The sequence below is a fragment of the Deinococcus rubellus genome, assembly GCF_025244745.1.
Taxonomy (GTDB): domain Bacteria; phylum Deinococcota; class Deinococci; order Deinococcales; family Deinococcaceae; genus Deinococcus; species Deinococcus rubellus.
In genome coordinates this window covers 2,677,097-2,696,501 of sequence record NZ_CP104213.1, presented here as the reverse complement: position 1 = coordinate 2,696,501, position 19,405 = coordinate 2,677,097, and the positions used below count along the sequence as shown (strand labels likewise).

18 protein-coding genes are annotated in these 19,405 nt (G+C 63.3%); 14 read left to right on the top strand and 4 right to left on the bottom strand.

The window, feature by feature from the left end; genetic code table 11:
- Window position 1 precedes the first annotated feature (1 nt).
- The 3 genes from N0D28_RS13835 to pheS are packed head-to-tail and all read right to left on the bottom strand — an operon-like array spanning window position 2 to window position 1,676.
- Window positions 2–370, bottom strand: coding sequence for a type II toxin-antitoxin system PemK/MazF family toxin (locus N0D28_RS13835; RefSeq protein ID WP_260560076.1), 369 nt, complete (start codon window positions 368–370; stop codon window positions 2–4).
- Window positions 367–612 carry a YlcI/YnfO family protein gene (locus N0D28_RS13830; RefSeq protein WP_260560075.1) on the bottom strand — a complete coding sequence of 82 codons (246 nt, stop codon included), beginning with the start codon at window positions 610–612 and terminating at the stop codon, window positions 367–369. The genes N0D28_RS13835 and N0D28_RS13830 overlap by 4 nt, the downstream gene beginning before the upstream one ends.
- Before the next feature lie 44 nt (window positions 613–656).
- The gene (pheS, locus tag N0D28_RS13825) at window positions 657–1,676 is read right to left on the bottom strand and encodes a phenylalanine--tRNA ligase subunit alpha (RefSeq protein ID WP_260560074.1); all 1,020 of its coding nucleotides are present in this window, start codon (window positions 1,674–1,676) and stop codon (window positions 657–659) included.
- Window positions 1,677–2,113: 437 nt separating this feature from the next.
- Here pheS and N0D28_RS13820 point away from each other — a divergent pair, with 437 nt between their 5' ends.
- The 4 genes from N0D28_RS13820 (at window position 2,114) to N0D28_RS13805 (ending at window position 5,303) form a co-directional block, all read left to right on the top strand.
- A complete protein-coding gene (locus N0D28_RS13820; RefSeq protein ID WP_260560073.1) occupies window positions 2,114–2,974 on the top strand; it encodes an ABC transporter substrate-binding protein in 861 nt (286 codons plus the stop codon).
- A gap of 326 nt (window positions 2,975–3,300) precedes the next feature.
- Window positions 3,301–4,206, top strand: a complete 906-nt coding sequence (locus N0D28_RS13815; RefSeq protein ID WP_312846410.1) for a FecCD family ABC transporter permease — start codon at window positions 3,301–3,303, stop codon at window positions 4,204–4,206.
- Window positions 4,206–4,994 (top strand): ABC transporter ATP-binding protein, encoded by a 789-nt coding sequence (locus N0D28_RS13810; RefSeq protein ID WP_376777630.1) that lies wholly within the window; start codon window positions 4,206–4,208, stop codon window positions 4,992–4,994. Before N0D28_RS13815 ends, N0D28_RS13810 begins: the two co-directional genes overlap by 1 nt.
- A 33-nt stretch (window positions 4,995–5,027) precedes the next feature.
- On the top strand, window positions 5,028–5,303 hold the full coding sequence (locus tag N0D28_RS13805; RefSeq protein ID WP_260560071.1) for a hypothetical protein: 276 nt from the start codon (window positions 5,028–5,030) through the stop codon (window positions 5,301–5,303).
- 93 nt (window positions 5,304–5,396) lie between these two features.
- Here N0D28_RS13805 and N0D28_RS13800 read toward each other — a convergent pair whose 3' ends face one another.
- Entirely contained in the window at window positions 5,397–6,287 is an 891-nt protein-coding gene (locus tag N0D28_RS13800) for an EamA family transporter (protein ID WP_425556294.1), read from the bottom strand.
- Window positions 6,288–6,375: 88 nt separating this feature from the next.
- Between N0D28_RS13800 and N0D28_RS13795 the strand changes: the two genes are divergently transcribed.
- The 10 genes from N0D28_RS13795 to N0D28_RS13750 all read left to right on the top strand — a co-directional run bounded on the left by N0D28_RS13795 (window position 6,376) and on the right by N0D28_RS13750 (window position 19,400).
- On the top strand, window positions 6,376–6,717 hold the full coding sequence (locus N0D28_RS13795; protein WP_260560069.1) for a (2Fe-2S) ferredoxin domain-containing protein: 342 nt from the start codon (window positions 6,376–6,378) through the stop codon (window positions 6,715–6,717).
- Between the two features lie 576 nt (window positions 6,718–7,293).
- The gene (locus tag N0D28_RS13790; protein ID WP_260560068.1) at window positions 7,294–9,129 is read left to right on the top strand and encodes a thiamine pyrophosphate-requiring protein; all 1,836 of its coding nucleotides are present in this window, start codon (window positions 7,294–7,296) and stop codon (window positions 9,127–9,129) included.
- Between the two features lie 44 nt (window positions 9,130–9,173).
- Window positions 9,174–10,307, top strand: a complete 1,134-nt coding sequence (locus N0D28_RS13785) for an enolase C-terminal domain-like protein (protein WP_260560067.1) — start codon at window positions 9,174–9,176, stop codon at window positions 10,305–10,307.
- Between the two features lie 29 nt (window positions 10,308–10,336).
- Window positions 10,337–11,314, top strand: a complete 978-nt coding sequence (locus tag N0D28_RS13780) for an SDR family oxidoreductase (RefSeq protein WP_260560066.1) — start codon at window positions 10,337–10,339, stop codon at window positions 11,312–11,314.
- Window positions 11,298–11,684 (top strand): hypothetical protein, encoded by a 387-nt coding sequence (locus N0D28_RS13775; RefSeq protein WP_260560065.1) that lies wholly within the window; start codon window positions 11,298–11,300, stop codon window positions 11,682–11,684. The genes N0D28_RS13780 and N0D28_RS13775 overlap by 17 nt, the downstream gene beginning before the upstream one ends.
- The gene (locus tag N0D28_RS13770) at window positions 11,681–12,142 is read left to right on the top strand and encodes a hypothetical protein (protein WP_260560064.1); all 462 of its coding nucleotides are present in this window, start codon (window positions 11,681–11,683) and stop codon (window positions 12,140–12,142) included. Before N0D28_RS13775 ends, N0D28_RS13770 begins: the two co-directional genes overlap by 4 nt.
- Window positions 12,139–14,787: a GMC family oxidoreductase gene (locus tag N0D28_RS13765; RefSeq protein ID WP_260560063.1), complete on the top strand. Its 2,649-nt coding sequence runs from the start codon at window positions 12,139–12,141 to the stop codon at window positions 14,785–14,787. The genes N0D28_RS13770 and N0D28_RS13765 overlap by 4 nt, the downstream gene beginning before the upstream one ends.
- Before the next feature lie 19 nt (window positions 14,788–14,806).
- A complete protein-coding gene (locus N0D28_RS13760; protein ID WP_260560062.1) occupies window positions 14,807–15,211 on the top strand; it encodes a sensory rhodopsin transducer in 405 nt (134 codons plus the stop codon).
- 2 nt (window positions 15,212–15,213) lie between these two features.
- A complete protein-coding gene (locus N0D28_RS13755) occupies window positions 15,214–17,559 on the top strand; it encodes a glycoside hydrolase family 15 protein (RefSeq protein ID WP_260560061.1) in 2,346 nt (781 codons plus the stop codon).
- Complete coding sequence (locus N0D28_RS13750) at window positions 17,556–19,400, top strand: glycoside hydrolase family 15 protein (RefSeq protein ID WP_260560060.1); 1,845 nt, start codon at window positions 17,556–17,558, stop codon at window positions 19,398–19,400. The genes N0D28_RS13755 and N0D28_RS13750 overlap by 4 nt, the downstream gene beginning before the upstream one ends.
- Window positions 19,401–19,405: the final 5 nt, after the last annotated feature.

Here is a 19,405-nt window from a genome sequence, read left to right as displayed (position 1 = left end):
TTTACTGGAATCTTTTTGTTAGATGCATCATGTCCAGCGCTATTAAAACGCCGTGTTCCACGGTCCTAATTTCCTCATCGCTGAGCAGGCCCAAACGAGAAATAAATTTAGTGTGGTCAATGGTCGTAATCTGATGGCAAAGAATGTAACTGTCTTGCGTCAGTCCTCCCGCCCCAGCCGGTAGTGCTACTGCGGAAGGGCCGCGTGTCGCCTGTCTTCCGCTGGTCGAGCAGGGAAGAACGATGAACGATTTCCAGGTCTGAATGTCATTGAAAATGTCGCTGCTCAACACAAGCACTGGACGGCTGCCGCGCTGCTCACTTCCGCTTCTGGGATCAAGGTTGGCCTGCCAGATTTCGCCGCGCTTCACTCTTCGGCCTGCCAGACTTCCAAACCCGCCGCTTCAATGTCGGGATCGAAGTCATCAATTGTGCCTGCAACGGCCAACGCGTAAGCTTTCAGCTCTGCCCGAATCTTCGCCTGTTCGCGTTGCCAGAGTACTTCTTCAATAGCCTGCCGGGCCAGTGATGTCGCGCTCTCGCCGCTGGCCTTGGCGGTATGCATCAGCGCAGCGTGCAGCTCTTCGGAAAGAGGAACGTGTAAATTCTTCATGACACTAGTCTATGACAAATTTCATGGCAGAATATTGTCACAATTCACCCTAAAGCCCCCCGAAACTGCCCGATCACCTTCGGGTCGTTGGCGTAGAAGTAGCGGATGTCGGGGATGCCGTACTTCAGCATGGCGATGCGCTCCGGCCCCAGCCCGAAGGCAAAGCCAGTCTTGCCCTCGTAGATGCGCTTCTTGCCCGCCGCCTCGCGCAAATCGTCCACGGCCTTAAACACGTTCGGATGCACCATCCCGCAGCCGCCGAGTTCGAGCCATTTGCTCTCGCCGCGTGGGTTTTCCCACCACACTGCGAAGTCGGCTCCCGGCTCGGTGAAGGGGTAATAGCTCGGCTGAAAGCGCACCTTGGCCCCCGCGCCGAACAGGCCCCGAGCCATCTCGGCCACCGTGCCCTTGAGGTCGCTCATCTTGATGCCGTCGCCCACCACCAGACCTTCCAACTGGTGAAACATGGCCTCGTGGGTGGCGTCGGTGGCCTCGTAGCGGTAGACCTTGCCGCGTGCCACGATCTTCAGCGGCGGCGTGTGATCGACCATGTAGCGAATCTGCATTGGGCTGGTGTGGGTGCGGAGCAGTCGGCCATCTTCCAGCCAGAAGGTGTCCTGCAAATCGCGGGCCGGGTGATACCACGGCACGTTCAGCGCCTCGAAGTTGTGGTGCTCGTCCTCCACTTCGGGGCCTTCCACCGTGTCGTAGCCCAGCCGGGTGAAAATCTCGATCAAATCGTCGTACACGCGGGTAATCGGGTGCAGGCCGCCGGCAGGCAGGCTCAACCCCGGCAAAGTCACGTCAATCGCTTCCGAGGCCAGGCGGGCGTCCAGTGCGGCGCGTTTCAGCACCGTCTCGCGCTCGGTCAGGGCGCTGTCTAAGGCGGCCCGCACGGCGTTGATCTCGGCTCCGCGCGCTTTGCGCTCCTCGGGCGGGAGCTTGCCAAGGCTGCCGAGCTCCTTGGTGACGAGGCCGGACTTGCCGACATACTTGGTCTTGACCTGTTGCAGCGCCTCGACGTCGGCGGCGGCCATGATTTCCTGTAAAGCCTGTTCCTGCATGATTCTCCTTTGTGACACTGTTCAACATAAAAAAGCCCCGCCTGCAATCACAGACGGGGCAGCGGGCTGACGTTCTCAGCTCAGCACGGCCCCGCAGCCGAAAAACGGCGAAAGTGTACCGGCGCGGGGCGACATGCGCCCAGCCTAGCCGCTCGTCGGGGGCGGGGTCAAGGTGTAGACTCGGCGGTGACGAGCGCGGGGGAAGCCCGGTGACGGCCTGAGGGCCCATTCCGGCACTGTCGCGCAGCGGTGAAGGCTGTGTTGTGAGCAGCCCAAGTCCGAATGCCTGCCTCGCCGATTTCGCAGCTTGACCCTCGCGGAAAGGGAAACGCTCGGCGCAGTGTTTGAGTACACCACTCAACACCGCTGGACGCTTACTTCCGCCCCCGACGACGTGTCGGCACGGGCGGCTTTTTCGTTGAGGAGGAGGACTCCTCATGTATAAATTGATTGTTCTGAGCGCGGCGCTGCTGATGACTGCCGCCCACGCCACCGCCTACCCGCTGATCCTCACCGACGACACGGGCCGCAAGGTGACGCTCAAGGCCGAACCCATGCGGATCGTCAGCTTTTTGCCGAGCAATACCGAAACCATCTGCGCCATTGGCGGCTGCAACAAACTGGTGGGCGTGGACGAGTACAGCGACTATCCCGCTTCGGTGACCAGGTTGCCCAAAGTCGGCAATCTGTATCAGCCCAACATCGAGGCGGTGGTGGCCCTCAAGCCCGATGTGGTGATTGTCAGCAAATACGGCGACCTTGTCGCGCCACTGACCAATGCCGGAATCACTGTGCTGGCCGTCAATCCCGAAACCTACGAAGATGTGTTTTCCAAGACGCAACTTCTCGGCAAGATCATCAACCGCGAAGCGCAGGCCAAAGCGCTGGTCACGCAGATGCGCCGCGATATTGCCAGAGTGGAGATTCTGGCCAAAAACGCTGCCAAGAAGCCGACTGCCTACTACGAAATCGACCCGACGCCGTACACCGTCGGGCCCAATTCGTTTATCGGCGTGCTGCTGACCAAAGCGGGAGCAGTGAATATTATTCCGGCGTCTCTTGGCGACTTCCCCAAGATCAGCCCCGAATTGGTGGTCAGGTCGGCCCCGCAGTTCATCTTCGGCGTTGACCTTGCTACGGCCAAGGCCCGCCCTGGCTGGAATACCATCCCCGCCGTGAAATCGGGCCGCGTGTTCAAGGATGATGCGCTGGACCACATCCTCTCGCGCCCTGGCCCGCGCTTGCCGCAGGCACTCCTGGGCCTGGCGAAGCTGGTTCATCCTGAACTGTTCAAGTAGGGAGTGGATTGTAGTGCGTGGTTTTCGGCTTGTGGGAGCGGAAAGGGCAAGTTCGGCTTGCCCGTCACCCCCTCCCAACCTCGCCGCTTCCGCGACTCGTTCCCTTCATGGGGGACTCGTAGAGCTGCGGAACAGAGGAGTTAAAAGCAGAGCTCTTATTTTTCCTCTCCCTCTTCAGAGGGGAAATGTCCCGAAGGGACAGAGGGGGTGAAGTGAGCGTAGCGAAGACCTTCCCCAAGCGGGCTGTATCCTCCCTGGCCCTCCCCACACTCCTTCTTCTCCTTGTCACCCTCGCCACCGCCCTACTCGCCGTCGGCCTGGGTAGTGTGCCGATTTCACTTGCCGATACGCTCAAAGCCATTGGGCACGGGCTGAGCGGCACGGGTCTCAGCGGCAACGACGTGATCGTCTGGCAATTGAGACTGCCGCGTGTGGTGCTGGGCTTTCTGGTGGGCGCGGCGCTGGGAGTCAGCGGTGGGGCCTTTCAGGGCGTTTTCCGCAACCCCCTGGCCGACCCGTATCTGATGGGTGTGGCGAGCGGCGCGGGGCTGGGCGCGACGCTGGTGATCGCGCTGGGGCTGGCGACGCTGTGGTTGCCGCTGTTCGCGCTGCTGGGCGCACTGTTGAGCGTCTTCACCGCGCTGATGATCGCCCGCGAGGGCAAGAGATTGCCGCCTGCCCGCCTGATTCTGGCCGGGGTGGTGGTGGGCAGTATCCTCACGGCCTTCACCACTTACCTGCTGCTGCAAAACGCTGACCGTATCCGGCAGGTTTTTGCCTTCACGCTGGGCAATCTGGCGTTTGCGGGCTGGCCACAGGTGGGCAAGCTTTTGCCCTACGTGCTGATTGGCGGCGGGGTGCTGCTGCTGCTCGCCAAGGCGCTCAACACCTTGCAACTCGGCGACCTCACCGCCCACAGCCTGGGCCTGCCGGTGGAGCGTCTGAGACTTCTGGTGATCGTGGCGGCCAGCCTCTGCACGGCAGGCGCGGTCAGCTACGCGGGCATCATCGGCTTTATTGGGCTGGTCACGCCCCATCTGGTGCGGCGGCTGTGGGGCGCAGACCACCGGATTCTGCTGCCGGTGTCGGCCATCGCAGGCGGCACGCTGCTGGTGCTGTCAGACCTGCTGGCCCGCACCCTGACCCGCCCTGCCGAGTTGCCGGTGGGCGTGGTCACGACCTTGCTGGGCGGCCCATTTTTCCTGTATTTGCTGAGAAGGCAAAAAACGTAATGCTGGAAGCGCTGGATGTCTCGGTCAAGGCGGGCAATCTGCTGGCCGTTCAGCATGTCAGCGCTGCCTTTGAGCGTGGGCGATTCTCGGCCATCATCGGGCCGAACGGCGCGGGCAAATCTACTTTGATGCGGGCGCTGGCGGGGTTGGCCCCTGTACAGAGCGGCGAAATTCATTATCAGGGTCGTGCCTTGCCTGGCTACTCGCGCCGCGAACGCGCCCGCACGCTGGCGTATCTGGCCCAGACCGAGGCGTTGCCCCCCGACACCAAAGTGCGCGACGTGGTGGCGCTGGGGCGCGGGGCAGGGGAGTGGCTGTGGGGCCTCTTTCCCGGTAACCCGCTCTCGCTCGGCGGCCTGGGCCTGGAAGACGAGGGTGCAGTGGACTGTGCCATGCAGCGCACCGACACCGCCCGCTTTGCCGAGCGCTCTGTCGCTGAACTGTCAGGCGGCGAGCAGCAGCGTGTCTCGCTGGCCCGCGCCCTGGCCGCCGATCCAGAGTTTTTGCTGCTGGACGAACCCACCAACCACCTCGACCTTGCCTATGCGCTGAACTTGATAGACACTCTACGGGAGGAAGCCAGCAACGGCCTCGGTGTGGTGGCGGTGCTGCACGACCTCAACCTGGCGGCCCGCGCCGATCATCTGCTGCTGCTGAGTGAGGGCCGGGTGGTGGCGCAGGGCTGCGCCGAGGCCGTTCTGACGCCCCAGAACTTGCAGACGGTCTACGGCGTGCGGGTGGACGTCATTCGGCACGGGAGCAGGTTGGTGGTGGTGCCGGAGGGCTAAACATGTCAGGGCGCTGCCGCTCTCATGTCGCGTGTGGGTCCACTTCCCGACCGGCTGCGGGCTGACCTGCTCTCCCGTGATACTGAGCGGGTGTGGGCCAGCGCCTGCGCGGTGATCCGGCTGCACGATTCGGCGGCGTTGAGTGAGTTGGTGCGTCGCCTGCTGGAGATCGAGCGCTTCACGGCTGATCTGAATCTGGGCGGTGGCCTCTTCCAGAACAGCGAGCATCTGATGCAGGCGTTGCGCGTGCTGCGGGCGCATCGGGACGGGTGGGCATTCTGGATCACAGCCTGCCAAACTGGAACATGAGCGACTGCTATCAGTGCGCCGTCTGCGCCACCCGCTACGACGTGGAGTAGGGCGAGTCTCACCACACTTGGTGGCAGTGGAAGCTGGTCTGAATCAGGCTTCCAGGCCCTGCACTTTCCAGCGCTCCACGAACCGCCCGCCAAACACATGCACGATCAGTCCCACAAACACCAGCACCGCGCCCAGCACCTTGAGTGGCGGAAAACTTTCCTGAAAATAGAGGGCGCTGGACAGTAGCCCGAACACCGGCACCAGCAGCGAGAGGGGCGCGACCTTGCTCGCTCCGTGCTGCTGAATCAGCCAGTTCCAGATGCCGAAGCCCAGCACCGTGTTGAAATAGCCCATGAACGCCACCGCCGCCCAGAAGCCGGGGCCGCTGTGGGTCAGGGTGTGGCCGATGCTGGCCCAGCCGCTGGTGAGGCCGGTCATCAGCGTCAGCGGAATCGGTGGAATGAGTGCCGACCAGACCACCAGGCTGAGCATGCTGGCGTTGCCCGCCGACTTGATGAGAATGTTGCTGACGCTCCAGCCGAAGGCCGCGATCAGCACCAGCACCAGGCCGACGACGCTGGTGTGATGGTCGGCCAGCAGCCCGATGACGGCCATGCCCGCAAAAGCCAGCCCAATGCCCACGATCTGTGTGGCGGGCAGCCGCTCGCGCAGCAACAAGGCGGCCAGCAGCGCCGTGAAGAACGCCTGCATCTGCATCAGCAAACTCGCCAGGCCCGCGCCGAGGCCGAGCTGAATGGCCAGGTACAGCAGCCCGAACTGCACCACGCCCACCGCTATCCCGTAGCCCAGAAAAATCTGCCAGCGCATCATCGGGCGCGGGATAAAGAACACGGCAGGCACCGCGGCCAGCAAAAAGCGCAGGGCGGCAACCAAAAGCGGCGGCGCTTCAGTGACGCTCAGCTTGATGACCACAAAATTAACGCCCCAGATGAAGGTGATCAGCAGGGCCAGCAGGAGGCTTCGGAGCGGCATCGGCGATGACATGCCCCCACTTTAGCCCCGCCGCTTTGCAAGACTTGCACCCGAGTACCCAGCTGCGCCCGTGTAAGCTGGATGGCTGATGCCTCCTGGCCCCAAGTCCTTTGCCACACGCGGCCACCTGCTGGTCTGCCAGAACAGCAATTGCAAGGCGCGGGGCTCCGATCTGCTCTACCGCGCCCTCTGGAACGTGCTGGAACGCGACAAGCTGGCCTACTACAAGTCCGGCGGCAGCCTGCGCTTGACCGAGTCGGGCTGCCTGGGTGCGTGCGGTTTCGGTCCGGTGATGGTGTGTTACCGCACCAGGAACGGCGCGATGGAAGAAGCCTGGTACGCGGCGGTGAATGTGCTGCTGGCCCGCGAAGTGGCTCAGGCGATGCATGACGAAACTGAATTGCCTGCTCTTCAACGCTACGGCCCCTGAAATCAGGCGTGGTCTGAGGTCTATGGAGCGGTTGCCCAATGTTCGGGCACGTCTTTGACCTCAGCTGAATTTTATAAAACTATACGTGTTGCAAGAGAATTGGCCTCGAATCTAAAGCTATATTTGAGTTTGACGGCTCTAAGTTAATTTAGAATGAAATGACTCCCTAGCATTGTGGAAGGTAGAGAGTGAGCATTCTGCCTGCTTTACAATCGTTTTTTGAAGATGAACACGAGTTCATGAGCTACAATTTAACTTTGTGCTTATACTCGGTGTTTTGGTGAAATTCGATTTCATCTATTCACCAGATTTTGGGGTGACAGTTGAACAGAACGCACGACTGCCGCACCCGATGAACACAAGTCGAGCTGAACGGCAGGAACGGTAAGGGGGCAATGTGAATCAGAAGAGTTGGACACCGAGCCGGGGAGTGGTCATCCCGGCTCTGAAACTGTTGCGGGCCAAAGGCAACCACCTTGCTGAGGTGGCGTCATTTCATTGGGAGTGGTCAGCACCATTAACGGTGTTTCAGCGCCCGACTCTGCACAGACCAACCCAGCTCAAAGGAGGAAGCGTATGAGCACCGTCAGCGATTTTGTCATTGACCGTATTCAGCAGTGGGGTGTCACACGGGTCTTCGGCTTTCCTGGCGACGGCATCGGCGAGTTCGACGGCGCACTGGGCAAGGCGGAGCGCAAGGGCGAGGGCCTGAAGTACATCCGCCCGACCCACGAGGAAATCTGCGCCCTGATGGCCACTGCCCACGCCAAATTTACCGGCGAGGTGGGGGTGTGCATCGCCACTTCCAGCCCCGGCGCGTTTCACATGCTCAATGGCCTGTACGACGCCAAGATGGACAATCAGCCGGTGGTCGCCATCGTGGGGCAGCAGGGCCTGGCCTCGCTGGGCACCTTCGAGCAGCAGGAAAACAATCTGGAGCGGACGTTTGCCGACGTGGCCTGCTACGTGCAGACCATTGTCTCGCCGGAGCAGGCCCAGGCCGTCGTGGACACCGCCTTTCGCACCGCCCGCACCCGCCTCGCCCCTGCCGTGATTATTCTGCCGCACGACATTCAGGGCATGAAGATGGAAGACGCGGGCCGCGAACACTGGGTGTCGCGCAGCAGCGCTGTGGCTCCGTCCATTCAGATCACGCCGCCGGAAGACGAACTCAAGAAAGCCGCCGCTATCCTGAACGCGGGCAAGAAAGTCGCCATGATCGTCGGGCACGGTGCGAACGGGGCCACCGACGAGGTGCTGAAGGTGGCTGAGCTGACCGGTGCGGGCATCATCACCGCGCTGCGCGGCAAACAGGTGGTCCCCAGTGACGTGCCGCATCACACCCAGCAACTCGGCCTGCTCGGTTCCGGCCCCAGCCTGACCATGATGAAGGACTGCGACACCCTGCTGATGCTCGGTACCAATTACCCGTATGCCGAATTTTTGCCCAAGACCGGCCAGGCGCGGGCCATTCAGGTGGACCTCAAGCCCGAACAGATGGGGCTGCGTTACCCCACCGAGGTCAATCTGTGGGGCGACGTGAAAGCCACGCTCGCGGCGCTGATTCCGCATCTGGACACCAAGACCGATCTGAGCTTCCAGAGGATGCTCGCCGACGCCATGCACGACTGGGATCAGGAAGAGCAAGCGCAGGCCGAGGTGGAATACGAGAAACTCAATCCGCGTCTGGTGTATCACGAGCTGAATAAGCGGCTGCCTCCGCAGGCCATCGTCACCTGCGACGCGGGCACCACCGCCGACTGGTATGGCCATCACATCCGGCTGCGCCGGGGCATGATGGGCGATCTGTCTGGGCGGCTGGCGACCATGCTGGCGGCCATGCCCTACGCCACGGCGGCCAAGTTCGCCTATTCCGAGCGCTGTGTCATCTGCACCATCGGCGACGGCGCGTTTCAGATGCTGGGCATGAACGAACTGATCACCATCAAGAAGTACATGAAGGACTGGGAAAACCCGCAGTTCATCATTCTGGTGCTGCACAACGACGATCTGGAGCAGGTGTCCTGGGAAATGCGGACCGAGGACGGCAATCCGCTGTGGGACACCTCGCAGGACGTGGAGAGCATCGACTACGCCGGATACGCCGAGCTGCTGGGCTTCAAAGGCATCCGACTCAAGAAGGGTGACGACGTGGGGGCTGCCTGGGACGAGGCTTTTGCCCACCGGGGCGTGACGCTGATCGACGCTTATGTGGACAAGAACGTGCCGCCGATTCCGGCCCACATCAGCCGTCAGTACATGCTCAACACCGCCAAGGCGCTCCTGAAAGGCGACCCGGAAGAAGGCAGCGTGATCGTGGACTCGGCCAAAGCGCTGTTCACCGAGGGCGTGGAGCGGGCCAAGGGCATCTTGCACATCGGGCAGGACAAGGAAGGCGAGAAGAACAACTAACCAACGTGTCCCCGTTCCACTCGCCTCAAAAGGAGGCCAAACTCATGCCCCACACCCAACTGCCTCCCCTCACCACCGTCCATCTCCGAACCTACAAAGTCCCCACCCACTCCTTCGGGCAGGACCGCGCCGAGACCGACGGCACCGCCCGCTGGGACAGTACGGGCGTGCTGATCGCTCAGGTCACGGCGGGCAATCAAACCGGGCTGGGCTACGCCTACGTGGATGCGGCGGCGCTGGAAATCGCTCGCCACACACTCTGGCCGCTGCTGCAAGGGCAAGCCCCGCTGGACACGGCCCGGCACTTCTGGACGATGGCGGGAGCCGTTCGTAACCTGGGCTGGCCGGGTGTGGTGGCGGGCGCAATTTCGGCGCTGGACAACGCCCTGCACGACCTCAAGGCCCGCTCGCTGGACATTTCGCTGCTTCAATTGCTGGGCGGCGCACGGACGCACGTCATGGCTTACGGCAGCGGCGGCTTCACCTCGCAGACCCTTTCGCAACTGGAACAGCAGCTCGGCGGCTGGGCACAGCAAGGTTTGAAGGCCGTCAAAATGAAGATCGGCAGCCGCCCCGAGGACGACCTGAACCGCGTCAAGGCCGCCCGTGCCGCCATCGGCAACGATGTGGCGCTATTTGTGGACGCCAACGGAGCCTACAGCCGCAAACAGGCGCTGGGGTTTGCAGAACGCTTCGCCGATCTGAATGTGACCTGGTTTGAGGAACCCGTCTCCAGCGACGATTTAGAGGGATTGCGCCTGATCCGTGACCGCGCTCCCGGTTTCATGCAGATCGCGGCGGGCGAGTACGGCTACACGCCGACCTATTTTCACCACCTGCTCTCGGCGGGCGCGGTGGACACCCTTCAGGCCGACGCCACGCGCTGCGGCGGCGTAAGCGGTTTTCTGTCGGCGGCGGCCCAGGCACAGGGCGCAGGCATTCCGATGAGCGCCCACACCGCACCCGCCCTGCACGCGTCCATCGCCTCGGCGCTGCCCAACGTGGTCAACGTGGAGTATTTCTACGATCACGTCCGGATTGAATCTATGTTTTTTGAAGGTCTACCGATTCTGGAAGCGGGCGAACTGTATCCGCTGCCAGCTCAGCCGGGACACGGCTTGAGGTTCAAGGAAAAAGACGCCCAGCCGTATTTGACGGGCGAATGGAGGTCAAGATGACCGAACAGAAGAAACCTAAAATTGTAGTCGTGACCGGCGCGAGTGCCGGAGCGGGCCGGGCTGTCGCCGTGGCATTTGGCAAGCGCGGCGACACGGTGGCCTTGATCGCACGCGGCAAGGCCGGGCTGGAAGGCGCGAAAACCGAGGTGGAATCGGTGGGCGGCAAGGCCTTGGTCGTGCAGTGCGACGTGGCCGACGCCGACGCGGTGGAGGCGGCAGCCGAGCGCATCGAAACCGAACTCGGCCCAATTGACGTGTGGGTCAACGTCGCCATGACTGGGGTGTTCAGCTATGTCAAGGACATGAAGCCGGAAGAATACAAGCGCGTCACCGAGGTCAACTACCTGGGCTTCGTCTACGGCACGCTGTCGGCGCTCAAGCGGATGCTGCCGCGCGATTCGGGGCGGATCATCCAGTTCGGCTCGGCGCTGGCGTACCGGGGCATTCCGCTGCAAAGCGCTTACTGCGGCAGCAAGCACGCCATCCAGGGGTTTTGCGATTCGCTGCGGGCCGAGCTGCTCAGCGAGAACAGCAACGTGACGGTCAGCATGGTGCAGATGCCTGCCATCAATACCCCGCAGTTCGACTGGCTCAGAAGCCGGATGCCGCGCCGGGCGCAACCTGTGCCGCCCATTTTTCAGCCGGAAATTCCCGCCGAGGCGATTCTCTACGCCGCCGACACCGGACGCCGCGAGCTGCTGGTGGGGGCGTCGACCTGGGTGGCGGTCTGGGGCAACAATTTCCTGCCCGCTCTCGGGGACTGGTATCTGGCGAAGACGGGTATCAACGGCCAGATGACCGATCAGACGCAGCCGAAAGACGCTCCCGACAACATGTTCCACCCGCTGGACGATGAAAAAGACTGGGGAATGCATGGCCGATTTGATGACCGCGCCAAGAACATCAGCTGGCAGTTGCCGCTCGACATGCACCGCTCCATGTTCGCCACCGCGCTGGTCGTGACGGCGGCAAGCATTTGGGGGGTGGGCCGTGCGCTCCGCCGATAAAGTCGCCACCGCCGCGACAGTAACGGCCCTCGCCTCGCTGGCCATCATCAGCGCCCGGCAGTTCGGCTGGATTGAGAAGTTGCCGGAGCTGCCCGGCGCGGTATTTCAGTCCAACGAGTTGACGACCTCTGAAGACAGCAAGGTGCTGGGCCTGCCGGACGGCCCGCTGGGCATCGGCAGCTACGCCCTGACGCTGCTGCTCGTTTCGCGCGGCAGTTCGCTGGCCCGTTACAAGGTCGCGCTTGACCTGCTCTACGCCGTCTCGCGTTCGGGTGGCACCTACCTCAAGGAGAAAGAGCTGTGCGGCTGGTGCCTGATCGCTCTGGGCGCGAGCGCAGTAAGCACGGCGGCGTTGTGGGGTGAGCAATGAGCACGCTGGAAAAGACCATAAAGCAGGACGTCAGGGCCGTGTTGCGCGACGTGAATCAGGGCCGCTTTGAAAGGAGCATGTCCGGCGTGACGGCGGCGAGCGCGATTCTGGTGTGCGCCGAGGTGTATTACGAGCATTACAAAGGTTCGTTCAGCAACCGCCTGATGTGGTCACCCATCGTGGTCACGCCGCCGATTGTGGTGGCCGGTATCGCCGGAATTTTCAGCCGCCGAGCCGCCAAGACTGCGCTGCCCGTTGCCGCCGGACTGTACGTGCTGACCGGGCTGGCCGGGCTGATTCTGCACGCACGCGGTGTGGCCCGCAAGCCGGGCGGCTGGGACTACGCCCGCTACAACCTGGTGATGGGGCCGCCCGTGATCGCGCCGGGCCTGTTTGCAATGGTGGGCGGCATGGGCCTGCTGGCCTCGCTGGTGCGCCGCGAAGGTGAAGACGAATGACCGTCAGCGACCCGGTGAGCGAATTTAAGAAATCAATAGCTCAGACCGCTTCCAGTCAACCCTTCGACCCCAATGACCCCTTCCGCTCCGCTGCCCACCTGCCCAAGCAGCGCGGCGGCCAGGCTCCCGACCCCAACTATTTACCGCGCCAGCGGGCCGGAATCACCCCACAGATGCACGGGCGCTATCCCGATTACGACATTCTCTCGCAGGAAAACGCCTGGGACGAGGTGACGCGCCAGGTGGTGCTGGAACGGCTCAAGACTTATGGACAGCCGAAGTTCTTCAGCCTGGGCGAGTGGCGCACCTTATCTGCCTTTTCCGACGTGCTGCTGGCCCAGCACACCGAACCCAGAGTGGACGTGCTGGCCTACGTGGACGCCAAGTTGCACAAGGCGGGAGAAGGTGGCGTGGACGGCTTTCAGTACGACGATCTGCCCAGCGATCAGGACGTCTGGCGGCAGGTGGCGCGGGGGCTGAACGACTCGGCGCAGGGAAGAGGCGCGGCGAACTACGCCGAAGCGCCGCAGCAAGTCAAGGCAGGAATCCTCAGCGACTTCATGGACGGCACGTTGTCGGGCGGCGTCTGGGATCAGCTGAGCGTCAAGCGGGCTTTCAAGGTCGTCAGCCGCAGCCTTCTGGAAGGTTTTTACAGTCACCCCTGGGCCTGGAACGAGGTGGGTTTTGGTGGCCCGGCCTACCCGCGCGGCTATATGCGGCTCGGCATGGCGCTGGGTGAGGGCGGCGACCAGCGTGAACCCTGGGAAAAGCCGGAAACCAAAGACATCAACGCCCAACTGCTGCGCGACAATGAGGCGCACCTCGGCAGCAAGCAGAAGGCCGACGAACCCGAGGACATTCACTGGCTCAAGTCTCAAGCCGCCCGCGCTGAGCGCATCTCCAGAGCGCTGGCGGCCAATCCGCCGCAGTTTCGCGGCACCGGCTACAAGCGGCTGCTCAAGGGCGCGATTCAGCCCAAGGCCAACGACAGCGCCAAGCTGCTCCACGTTCACAAGCGGGCGGTGCCGCAGGACAAGATGAAGCGCTACGCCGACACAGACGAAGTCGATCTCCTGATCGTCGGCGCGGGCGCGGGCGGTGGAGTCCTGGCCCAGCGGATGGCGCGGGCAGGCTGGAAAGTCGTGGTGCTGGAAGGCGGCCCCTTCTGGGACCCCGACAAGGACTGGGTCAGCGACGAGGCGGCCTCGCACCACATCTACTGGAACGGTAAGCGCGTCATCGGCGGCGAGAACCCGGTGGAAATGGGCAAGAACAACTCCGGCCACGGGGTCGGCGGCAGCATGATTCACTACGCCGGTTACGTGCCGAGGTTTCACCCGTCCGATTTCATGACCCAGAGTCTGGACGGTGTGGGAGCCGATTGGCCGATCAGTTACTGGGACGTGGCGCGGCACTACGAGGCCTGCGAGGTGGAGCTGCCTGCCGCCGGGCAGGACTGGCCGTGGGGCCACATTCACCGCTACACCCACAGCGCCCACCCGATCAGCGGCGCGGCGGAGCGGCTGATCATTGGCGCAGACAAGTTCGGTATGGCGATGCGTGTCGGCCCGGTGGGAATCGCCAACGGCACCTTCGGCAACCGCCCGCACTGCATTTACCGTGGATTCTGTTTGCAGGGCTGCAAGGTGAACGCCAAAGGAAGCCCGCTGGTGACGCATATTCCCGACGCCATCAACCACGGCGCGGAGATTCGGGCCAACAGTACGGCGCTCAAGGTACTGATGGACGGTTCCAAAGCGGTGGGCGTGGAATACATCCGGGGCGGCCAGATTCGCCAGCAAAAGGCCAAACGCGTGGCCGTGGCGGGCTACTCCATTGAATCGCCGCGCCTCCTGCTCAACAGTGCCCAGCCAGGTTGGGAAGGCGGCGTGGGCAACCGCCACGATCAGGTGGGCCGCTACGTGATGGTGCAGGGCGCACCCGTTGTGATGGGCCGCTTTCCCGAAATGCTCCGCACCTACAAAGCACCACCACCCGAAGTCAGCACCGAGCAATTCTACGAAACCGACGATCAGCGCGGCTTCAAGCGCGGTTTTTCCATCCAGACCACCGGGCCGCTGCCGATCGGCTTTGCTGAGAACATTCTGGGTGAGGGCCACTGGGGCGACGCCCTGCGCGAGTACGCCCGCGATTACAACCACTGGGTCAGCATCGGCGGGCTGTGCGAGTTGCTGCCGCATCCCGAGAACCGCGTCACGCTGGCCGAGGTCAAGGACCACAATGGCCTGCCGGTGGCCCGCTACGACCACACCCTGCACCAGAACGACAAGGACAACATCGCCTACGCCAAGAAGTTCATCAAGGGGCTGCTGGAACAGGCGGGCGCTCAGGACATCATCGCCACCGAGCGCTTCGCCCACCTGATCGGCGGCAACCGGATGGGATATACGCCGGAAGACAGTGTGTGTAGCAGTGACCATAAAGTCTGGGGCACCCAGAACCTGTTCATCACCGACGGGAGCGCCTGTCCCACACAGGGCAGCGCCAATCCGGCCCTGACCATCATGGCGCTGAGTTCACGGCTGGGCGAGCGGTTCAGCCGAAATCAAGTGCCAGACGGCGAACCGACGCCGCAGCCCAAGAAGACGAAAAGCCGGGCGGAACTGTTCGGGCCACCAACTTGACCACCCAGGAGGCGCACCCATGACCAACCATCCATCAACCGACCACCCGTCACACAGCGACATCGGCAAACTCGTCTGGGCCATTCCCGAGGGCTGGATTCCCGGCTGGAGTCACGGTCCCGAGCCAGAGCTGCTCTCGCACGAGGCGGCCTGCATCCTCAACCCCAACGACCGCGACGCGCACGTGGAAATCACCATCTACTTTGAAGACCGTGACCCCATCGGGCCTTACAAACTGACCGTCGGCGCGAGGCGCACCCTGCACCAGCGCTTCAACACCCTCACCGACCCCGAACCCATTCCTGTCAGCACCGCCTACGCCTCGGTGATCCGCTCGGATACGCCCATCATCGTCCAGCACACCCGCCTGGATTCGCGTCAGGCTGAGAACGCGCTGCTCAGCACCATCGCTTACACGGAGTAACCATGTCTCAGCCCAGCATCCAACCCCCACTGCACGCTTCCGAGGCTCCCGGACGGCCTGGCCTCAAGCCCACCTGGACGAGCAGCGACAAAGACGCCGTGACCGGCGCACTCGGCGGCGGGCGGGTACGGGCCGCCGTCGGCTACGGGGTGGTCAACGAAGTCTACTGGCCGTCCTCCGGCGAGCCGCAGGTGCGCGACCTGACCTTCATCGTCAAGACGGCAGGCGGCTGGGTGGATATCAAGCGTGACTGCACCTACAGCCTGACGCCCCACGAGGACGGCCCGCTGATCAGCATTGAACACCGCCTGGCCAGCGACCCCGCCTTCAGTCTCAAGCTGGAAATCTTGCCGTCGATAGAAAACGACTCACTGCTGATCAATTACGACCTCGTGGGCGGCACCCTTTACGCGCTGCTCGCGCCCCACCTGGCCGACTCCGGCGAGGACAACAGCGCCTGGATTCAGGGCGGCGTGATGTACGCCCAGCGGGGTGACTCGGCGCTGGCGTTTCTGGCCAGTGGCGAGTTCGGCAAGATGAGCGCGGGCTTCGTGGGCGTCAGCGACGGCTGGCAGGACTTCAATCAGCACGGCGAGATGACCTGGCAGTACGGCAAGGCCGAACACGGCACCGTGGCGTTGATGGCCGAACTCAAAGACGCCCAGGGCACGCTGGCGCTGGCGTTTGCCCATCACGCTCCGGGCGCGGCCATTCACGCCCGCAGCGGCTTGCAGCGGCCCTTCGCCCTGCAACGCGAGGAGTTTCTGGCCAGCTGGAAAACCTGGACTTCGCGCCTCAGGCTGCCCGACGGCAGTGACGAGGAAACGGGCCGCGCCCGCCTCAGCGCCCAGGTCATCCGGGTGCATGAGGGGAGCGACTTCGCGGGCGCGATTGTCGCCAGCCTCAGCGTGCCGTTCGGGCAGGCCCACGACTCGCTGGGGGGCTACCATCTGGTGTGGCCCCGCGACATGGTGGAGGCGGCCACCGGCCTGCTGGCGGTGGGACAGGTGAACGACGCGGTTCGCAGTCTCAATTATCTGCTGGCCGCCCAGTCGCCCGACGGTCACTGGCCGCAGAACATCTTTCCCAACGGTGAGCCGTTCTGGTCCGGCGATCAGCTCGACGAAACCGCTTTTGTGCTGCTGCTGATGGCCAAGTTGCGCGAAGTGGAGCAGGACGACAACTTTACCGCGCGCGCCCTGGAGTGGGCGGCGACGCGGGCCGTGGGCTACTTGCTGCGGCATGGGCCAGTCAGCCAGGAAGACCGCTGGGAAGAAAACAGCGGGATCAGCGCTTACACCGTCGCCATCATGATTGCCGGGCTGGTGGCGGCGACGTCCTGGCTCACCCCGGCGCAAACCGAGTTGGCCCTGGCCGTGGCCGACGACTGGAACGCCCGCCTGGAGGGCTGGTGCTACGTCACCGGCCAGGACGCGGCGCTGGCCGGGAAGTACGGCGTCGACGGCTACTACATCCGGATTGCCCCGCAGGCCGCCGAGCAGCCGGGCCAGCAGGACGTGACCATTGCCAACACTGCCGATCTGAAGGTCAAGGCGGGCGGCCTGGTCAGCCTGGATTTCGGTTATCTGGTGCGGGTGGGTCTGCGGCAGGCCACCGACCCGCGTATTCAAAACAGTCTCAAGGTGGTGGACGGCGAACTCCGCAAGGAGACACCCAGCGGGCCGCTGTATTACCGCTATCAGCATGACGCCTACGGCAACACGGCAGACGGTGGCCCGTTTCTGGGCCTGAACGACGGCATCGGGCGGCTGTGGCCCCTGCTGGCAGGCGAGCGCGGCCATCTGGCGCTGCTGGCGGGCGGCTCGGCGGACGAGTACCTGGACGCCATGCTGAGGTCGAGCGGCGACGGCGGCCTTTTTCCCGAACAGGTCTGGGACACCGAGCCGGAGAAGACCTTTGAGCCTGGTAAACCGGCGGGCAGCGCCATGCCGCTGGTGTGGGCGCACGCCGAATACCTGAAGTTGTTGTGGGCACGCCAGAATGGTCGGTCTTACGAAACGCTGGAAGCGGTCAAAGACCGGTATCTGTCCGGCAGTCCCGCGCCCAAAGTCACCTTCTGGACGACCAATGCGCCTGTGTTCAGGCTGGCGGCGAACCTCGACCTGAGTGTGCAGGACACCCAGCCGTTCACCCTGCACTTTGGTTTTGGAGACGCCGGGCAGTGGACGAGCATTCAGGACAAAGACGCTGAGGAGGGCGAGTTCGGACTGTGGCAGGTCAGGTTCACGGCGCGGGAGCTGGCAGGCAGGGGCAGGCTCAACTTTGTCCGGCGCTACGACTCGGGTTGGGAGAGCCAGAACTGGCGGGTGGAGCTGCCCTCAACGTGAAGCTGCCCGAGCAGCTCTGGTTGGAAGACTACGGCCTGGTCGGCGACCTTCGCAGCGCGGCCCTGATCGGCGCGGACGGCAGCGTCAGCTGGCTGTGCCTGCCCAATCTGGACAGCCCCAGCGTATTCGGTGCGCTGCTTGACGCAGAGGCTGGATTCTGGCGGATCAGACCGGCTGAGTCTGAAACGTCCGGCAAACAGCGCTACTGGCAAGGCAGCAACGTTCTAGACACCACCTTTGATCTGCCCAGCGGCCAGGTCACTCTCACTGATTTTATGCCGCTGGGCGCGGGCACTCTGCAAAGTGACCTCAAAGCTGTAAGGCTGATCCGGCGGGTGCAGGTCACAGGAGCGGCCTGCGACATGGTGGCCGATTTCGCGCCGCGCCCGCAGTACGGCAAAGCGGCCAGATTCAATGCCGAGAATGGGCTGGTCAGCGTTCAGCACGGCCAGCAGATGTGGTTTCTGTGGAGCAGCCAGCCGCATGAAGTGAGCAAAGAGAAGCACGCGGCCCAGGTCCATTTCACGTTGCAACCTGACCAGACCGCCTGGTTTGCCCTCATCGAGCAGCCGCTCAGCCTGGAGCCAGAAGTTTTGAAAGAGCTTCTGGACGACACCCACCGCACCTGGGCCAACTGGCTCGCGGCAGGACAATCGCGGCGCACCCTGGGCGACCACCCGCACCGCGACCTTGAAATCCGCTCAGCCCTGGTGCTCAAGTTGCTCAGCTCCCCTGGTGGAGCTATCGCGGCGGCCCCCACCACCTCGTTGCCGGAAGTGCTGGGCGGAAGCCGCAACTGGGATTACCGCTACTGCTGGCTGCGTGACAGCACCTTCACCGCTCAGGCGCTGCACCACCTCGGGCACCGCGAGGAAGCCGCCGATCTGCTGAAGTGGTTCGGAAAAGCCAGTCGGCGCAGCAAGCCCAGGAACCTCAAAATCGCCTACACCATCGCCGGTGAAGCGGTGCCTGCCGAGCGCGCCCTGAAGTGGTTGGGTTACAAAGGCTCGCGCCCCGTGCATATCGGCAACGGCGCACGCAACCAGAAGCAACTCGACGTCTACGGCGAGGTGATGGCCGCCTATTTCGATTCGGTGCGCTACGGCAAAATGGAACTGGACGATCAGGTCTGGCAGGAGATCAGCGGGCTGGCGGGTGCGGTCTGTGACCTCTGGAAACGGCCCGATAAAGGCATCTGGGAAGCGCGGCAGCCGGGTCAGCAGCATACCTATAGCAAGTTGATGTGCTGGGTGGCGCTCGACCGGGCCGTGAAGCTGGGCGAGCAGAATGGGCGCAAGGTGCCGGGCAAGTGGAAAAAAGAGCGCGACGCCGTGCGGGAAATGATTCTGGACAGGGGCTTTAACCCTGATCTGAACAGCTTTACCCAGACCTTTGGCGGCACCACCCTCGACGCCACCTCGCTGATGATTCCGCTGATGGGCTTCCTGCCGCCGGACGATGTGCGGGTGCTGGGCACCTTGAAAGCAGTTCAGGAACACCTGGCCGATGGAGCGCTGGTACGCCGCTACAACGGCGGCGACGGCATGGAGGGTCAGGAAGGCTATTTCATTCTGTGCAGCTTCTGGCTGATCAGCGCCGAGGCCCTCTGCGGGCAGGTCAAACTGGCCCAGCAGCACTTTGACGAGATGCTGGGGCACTGCTCGCCGCTGGGCCTGCTGGCCGAGGAGATCACGCCGGACGGTGAGCATCTGCTCGGCAACTTTCCGCAGGCGTACAGCCACGTTGGGCTGATCAACGCGCTGGCGTACTTGCAGCAGGCCCAGGGCAGGTTTGAGCAGGATGACCAGCCCCTGCTGAGCGGCACGGAGGTGACTGAATGAATGTC

Coding starts and splice junctions, on each gene's coding strand:
- N0D28_RS13830 (WP_260560075.1), bottom strand. CDS start 612: ATGAAGAATTTACACGTTCCTCTTTCCGAAGAGCTGCACGCTGCGCTG.
- pheS (WP_260560074.1), bottom strand. CDS start 1,676: ATGCAGGAACAGGCTTTACAGGAAATCATGGCCGCCGCCGACGTCGAG.
- N0D28_RS13820 (WP_260560073.1), top strand. CDS start 2,114: ATGTATAAATTGATTGTTCTGAGCGCGGCGCTGCTGATGACTGCCGCC.
- N0D28_RS13810 (WP_376777630.1), top strand. CDS start 4,206: ATGCTGGAAGCGCTGGATGTCTCGGTCAAGGCGGGCAATCTGCTGGCC.
- N0D28_RS13800 (WP_425556294.1), bottom strand. CDS start 6,287: ATGCCGCTCCGAAGCCTCCTGCTGGCCCTGCTGATCACCTTCATCTGG.
- N0D28_RS13795 (WP_260560069.1), top strand. CDS start 6,376: ATGCCTCCTGGCCCCAAGTCCTTTGCCACACGCGGCCACCTGCTGGTC.
- N0D28_RS13790 (WP_260560068.1), top strand. CDS start 7,294: ATGAGCACCGTCAGCGATTTTGTCATTGACCGTATTCAGCAGTGGGGT.
- N0D28_RS13785 (WP_260560067.1), top strand. CDS start 9,174: ATGCCCCACACCCAACTGCCTCCCCTCACCACCGTCCATCTCCGAACC.
- N0D28_RS13770 (WP_260560064.1), top strand. CDS start 11,681: ATGAGCACGCTGGAAAAGACCATAAAGCAGGACGTCAGGGCCGTGTTG.
- N0D28_RS13765 (WP_260560063.1), top strand. CDS start 12,139: ATGACCGTCAGCGACCCGGTGAGCGAATTTAAGAAATCAATAGCTCAG.
- N0D28_RS13760 (WP_260560062.1), top strand. CDS start 14,807: ATGACCAACCATCCATCAACCGACCACCCGTCACACAGCGACATCGGC.
- N0D28_RS13755 (WP_260560061.1), top strand. CDS start 15,214: ATGTCTCAGCCCAGCATCCAACCCCCACTGCACGCTTCCGAGGCTCCC.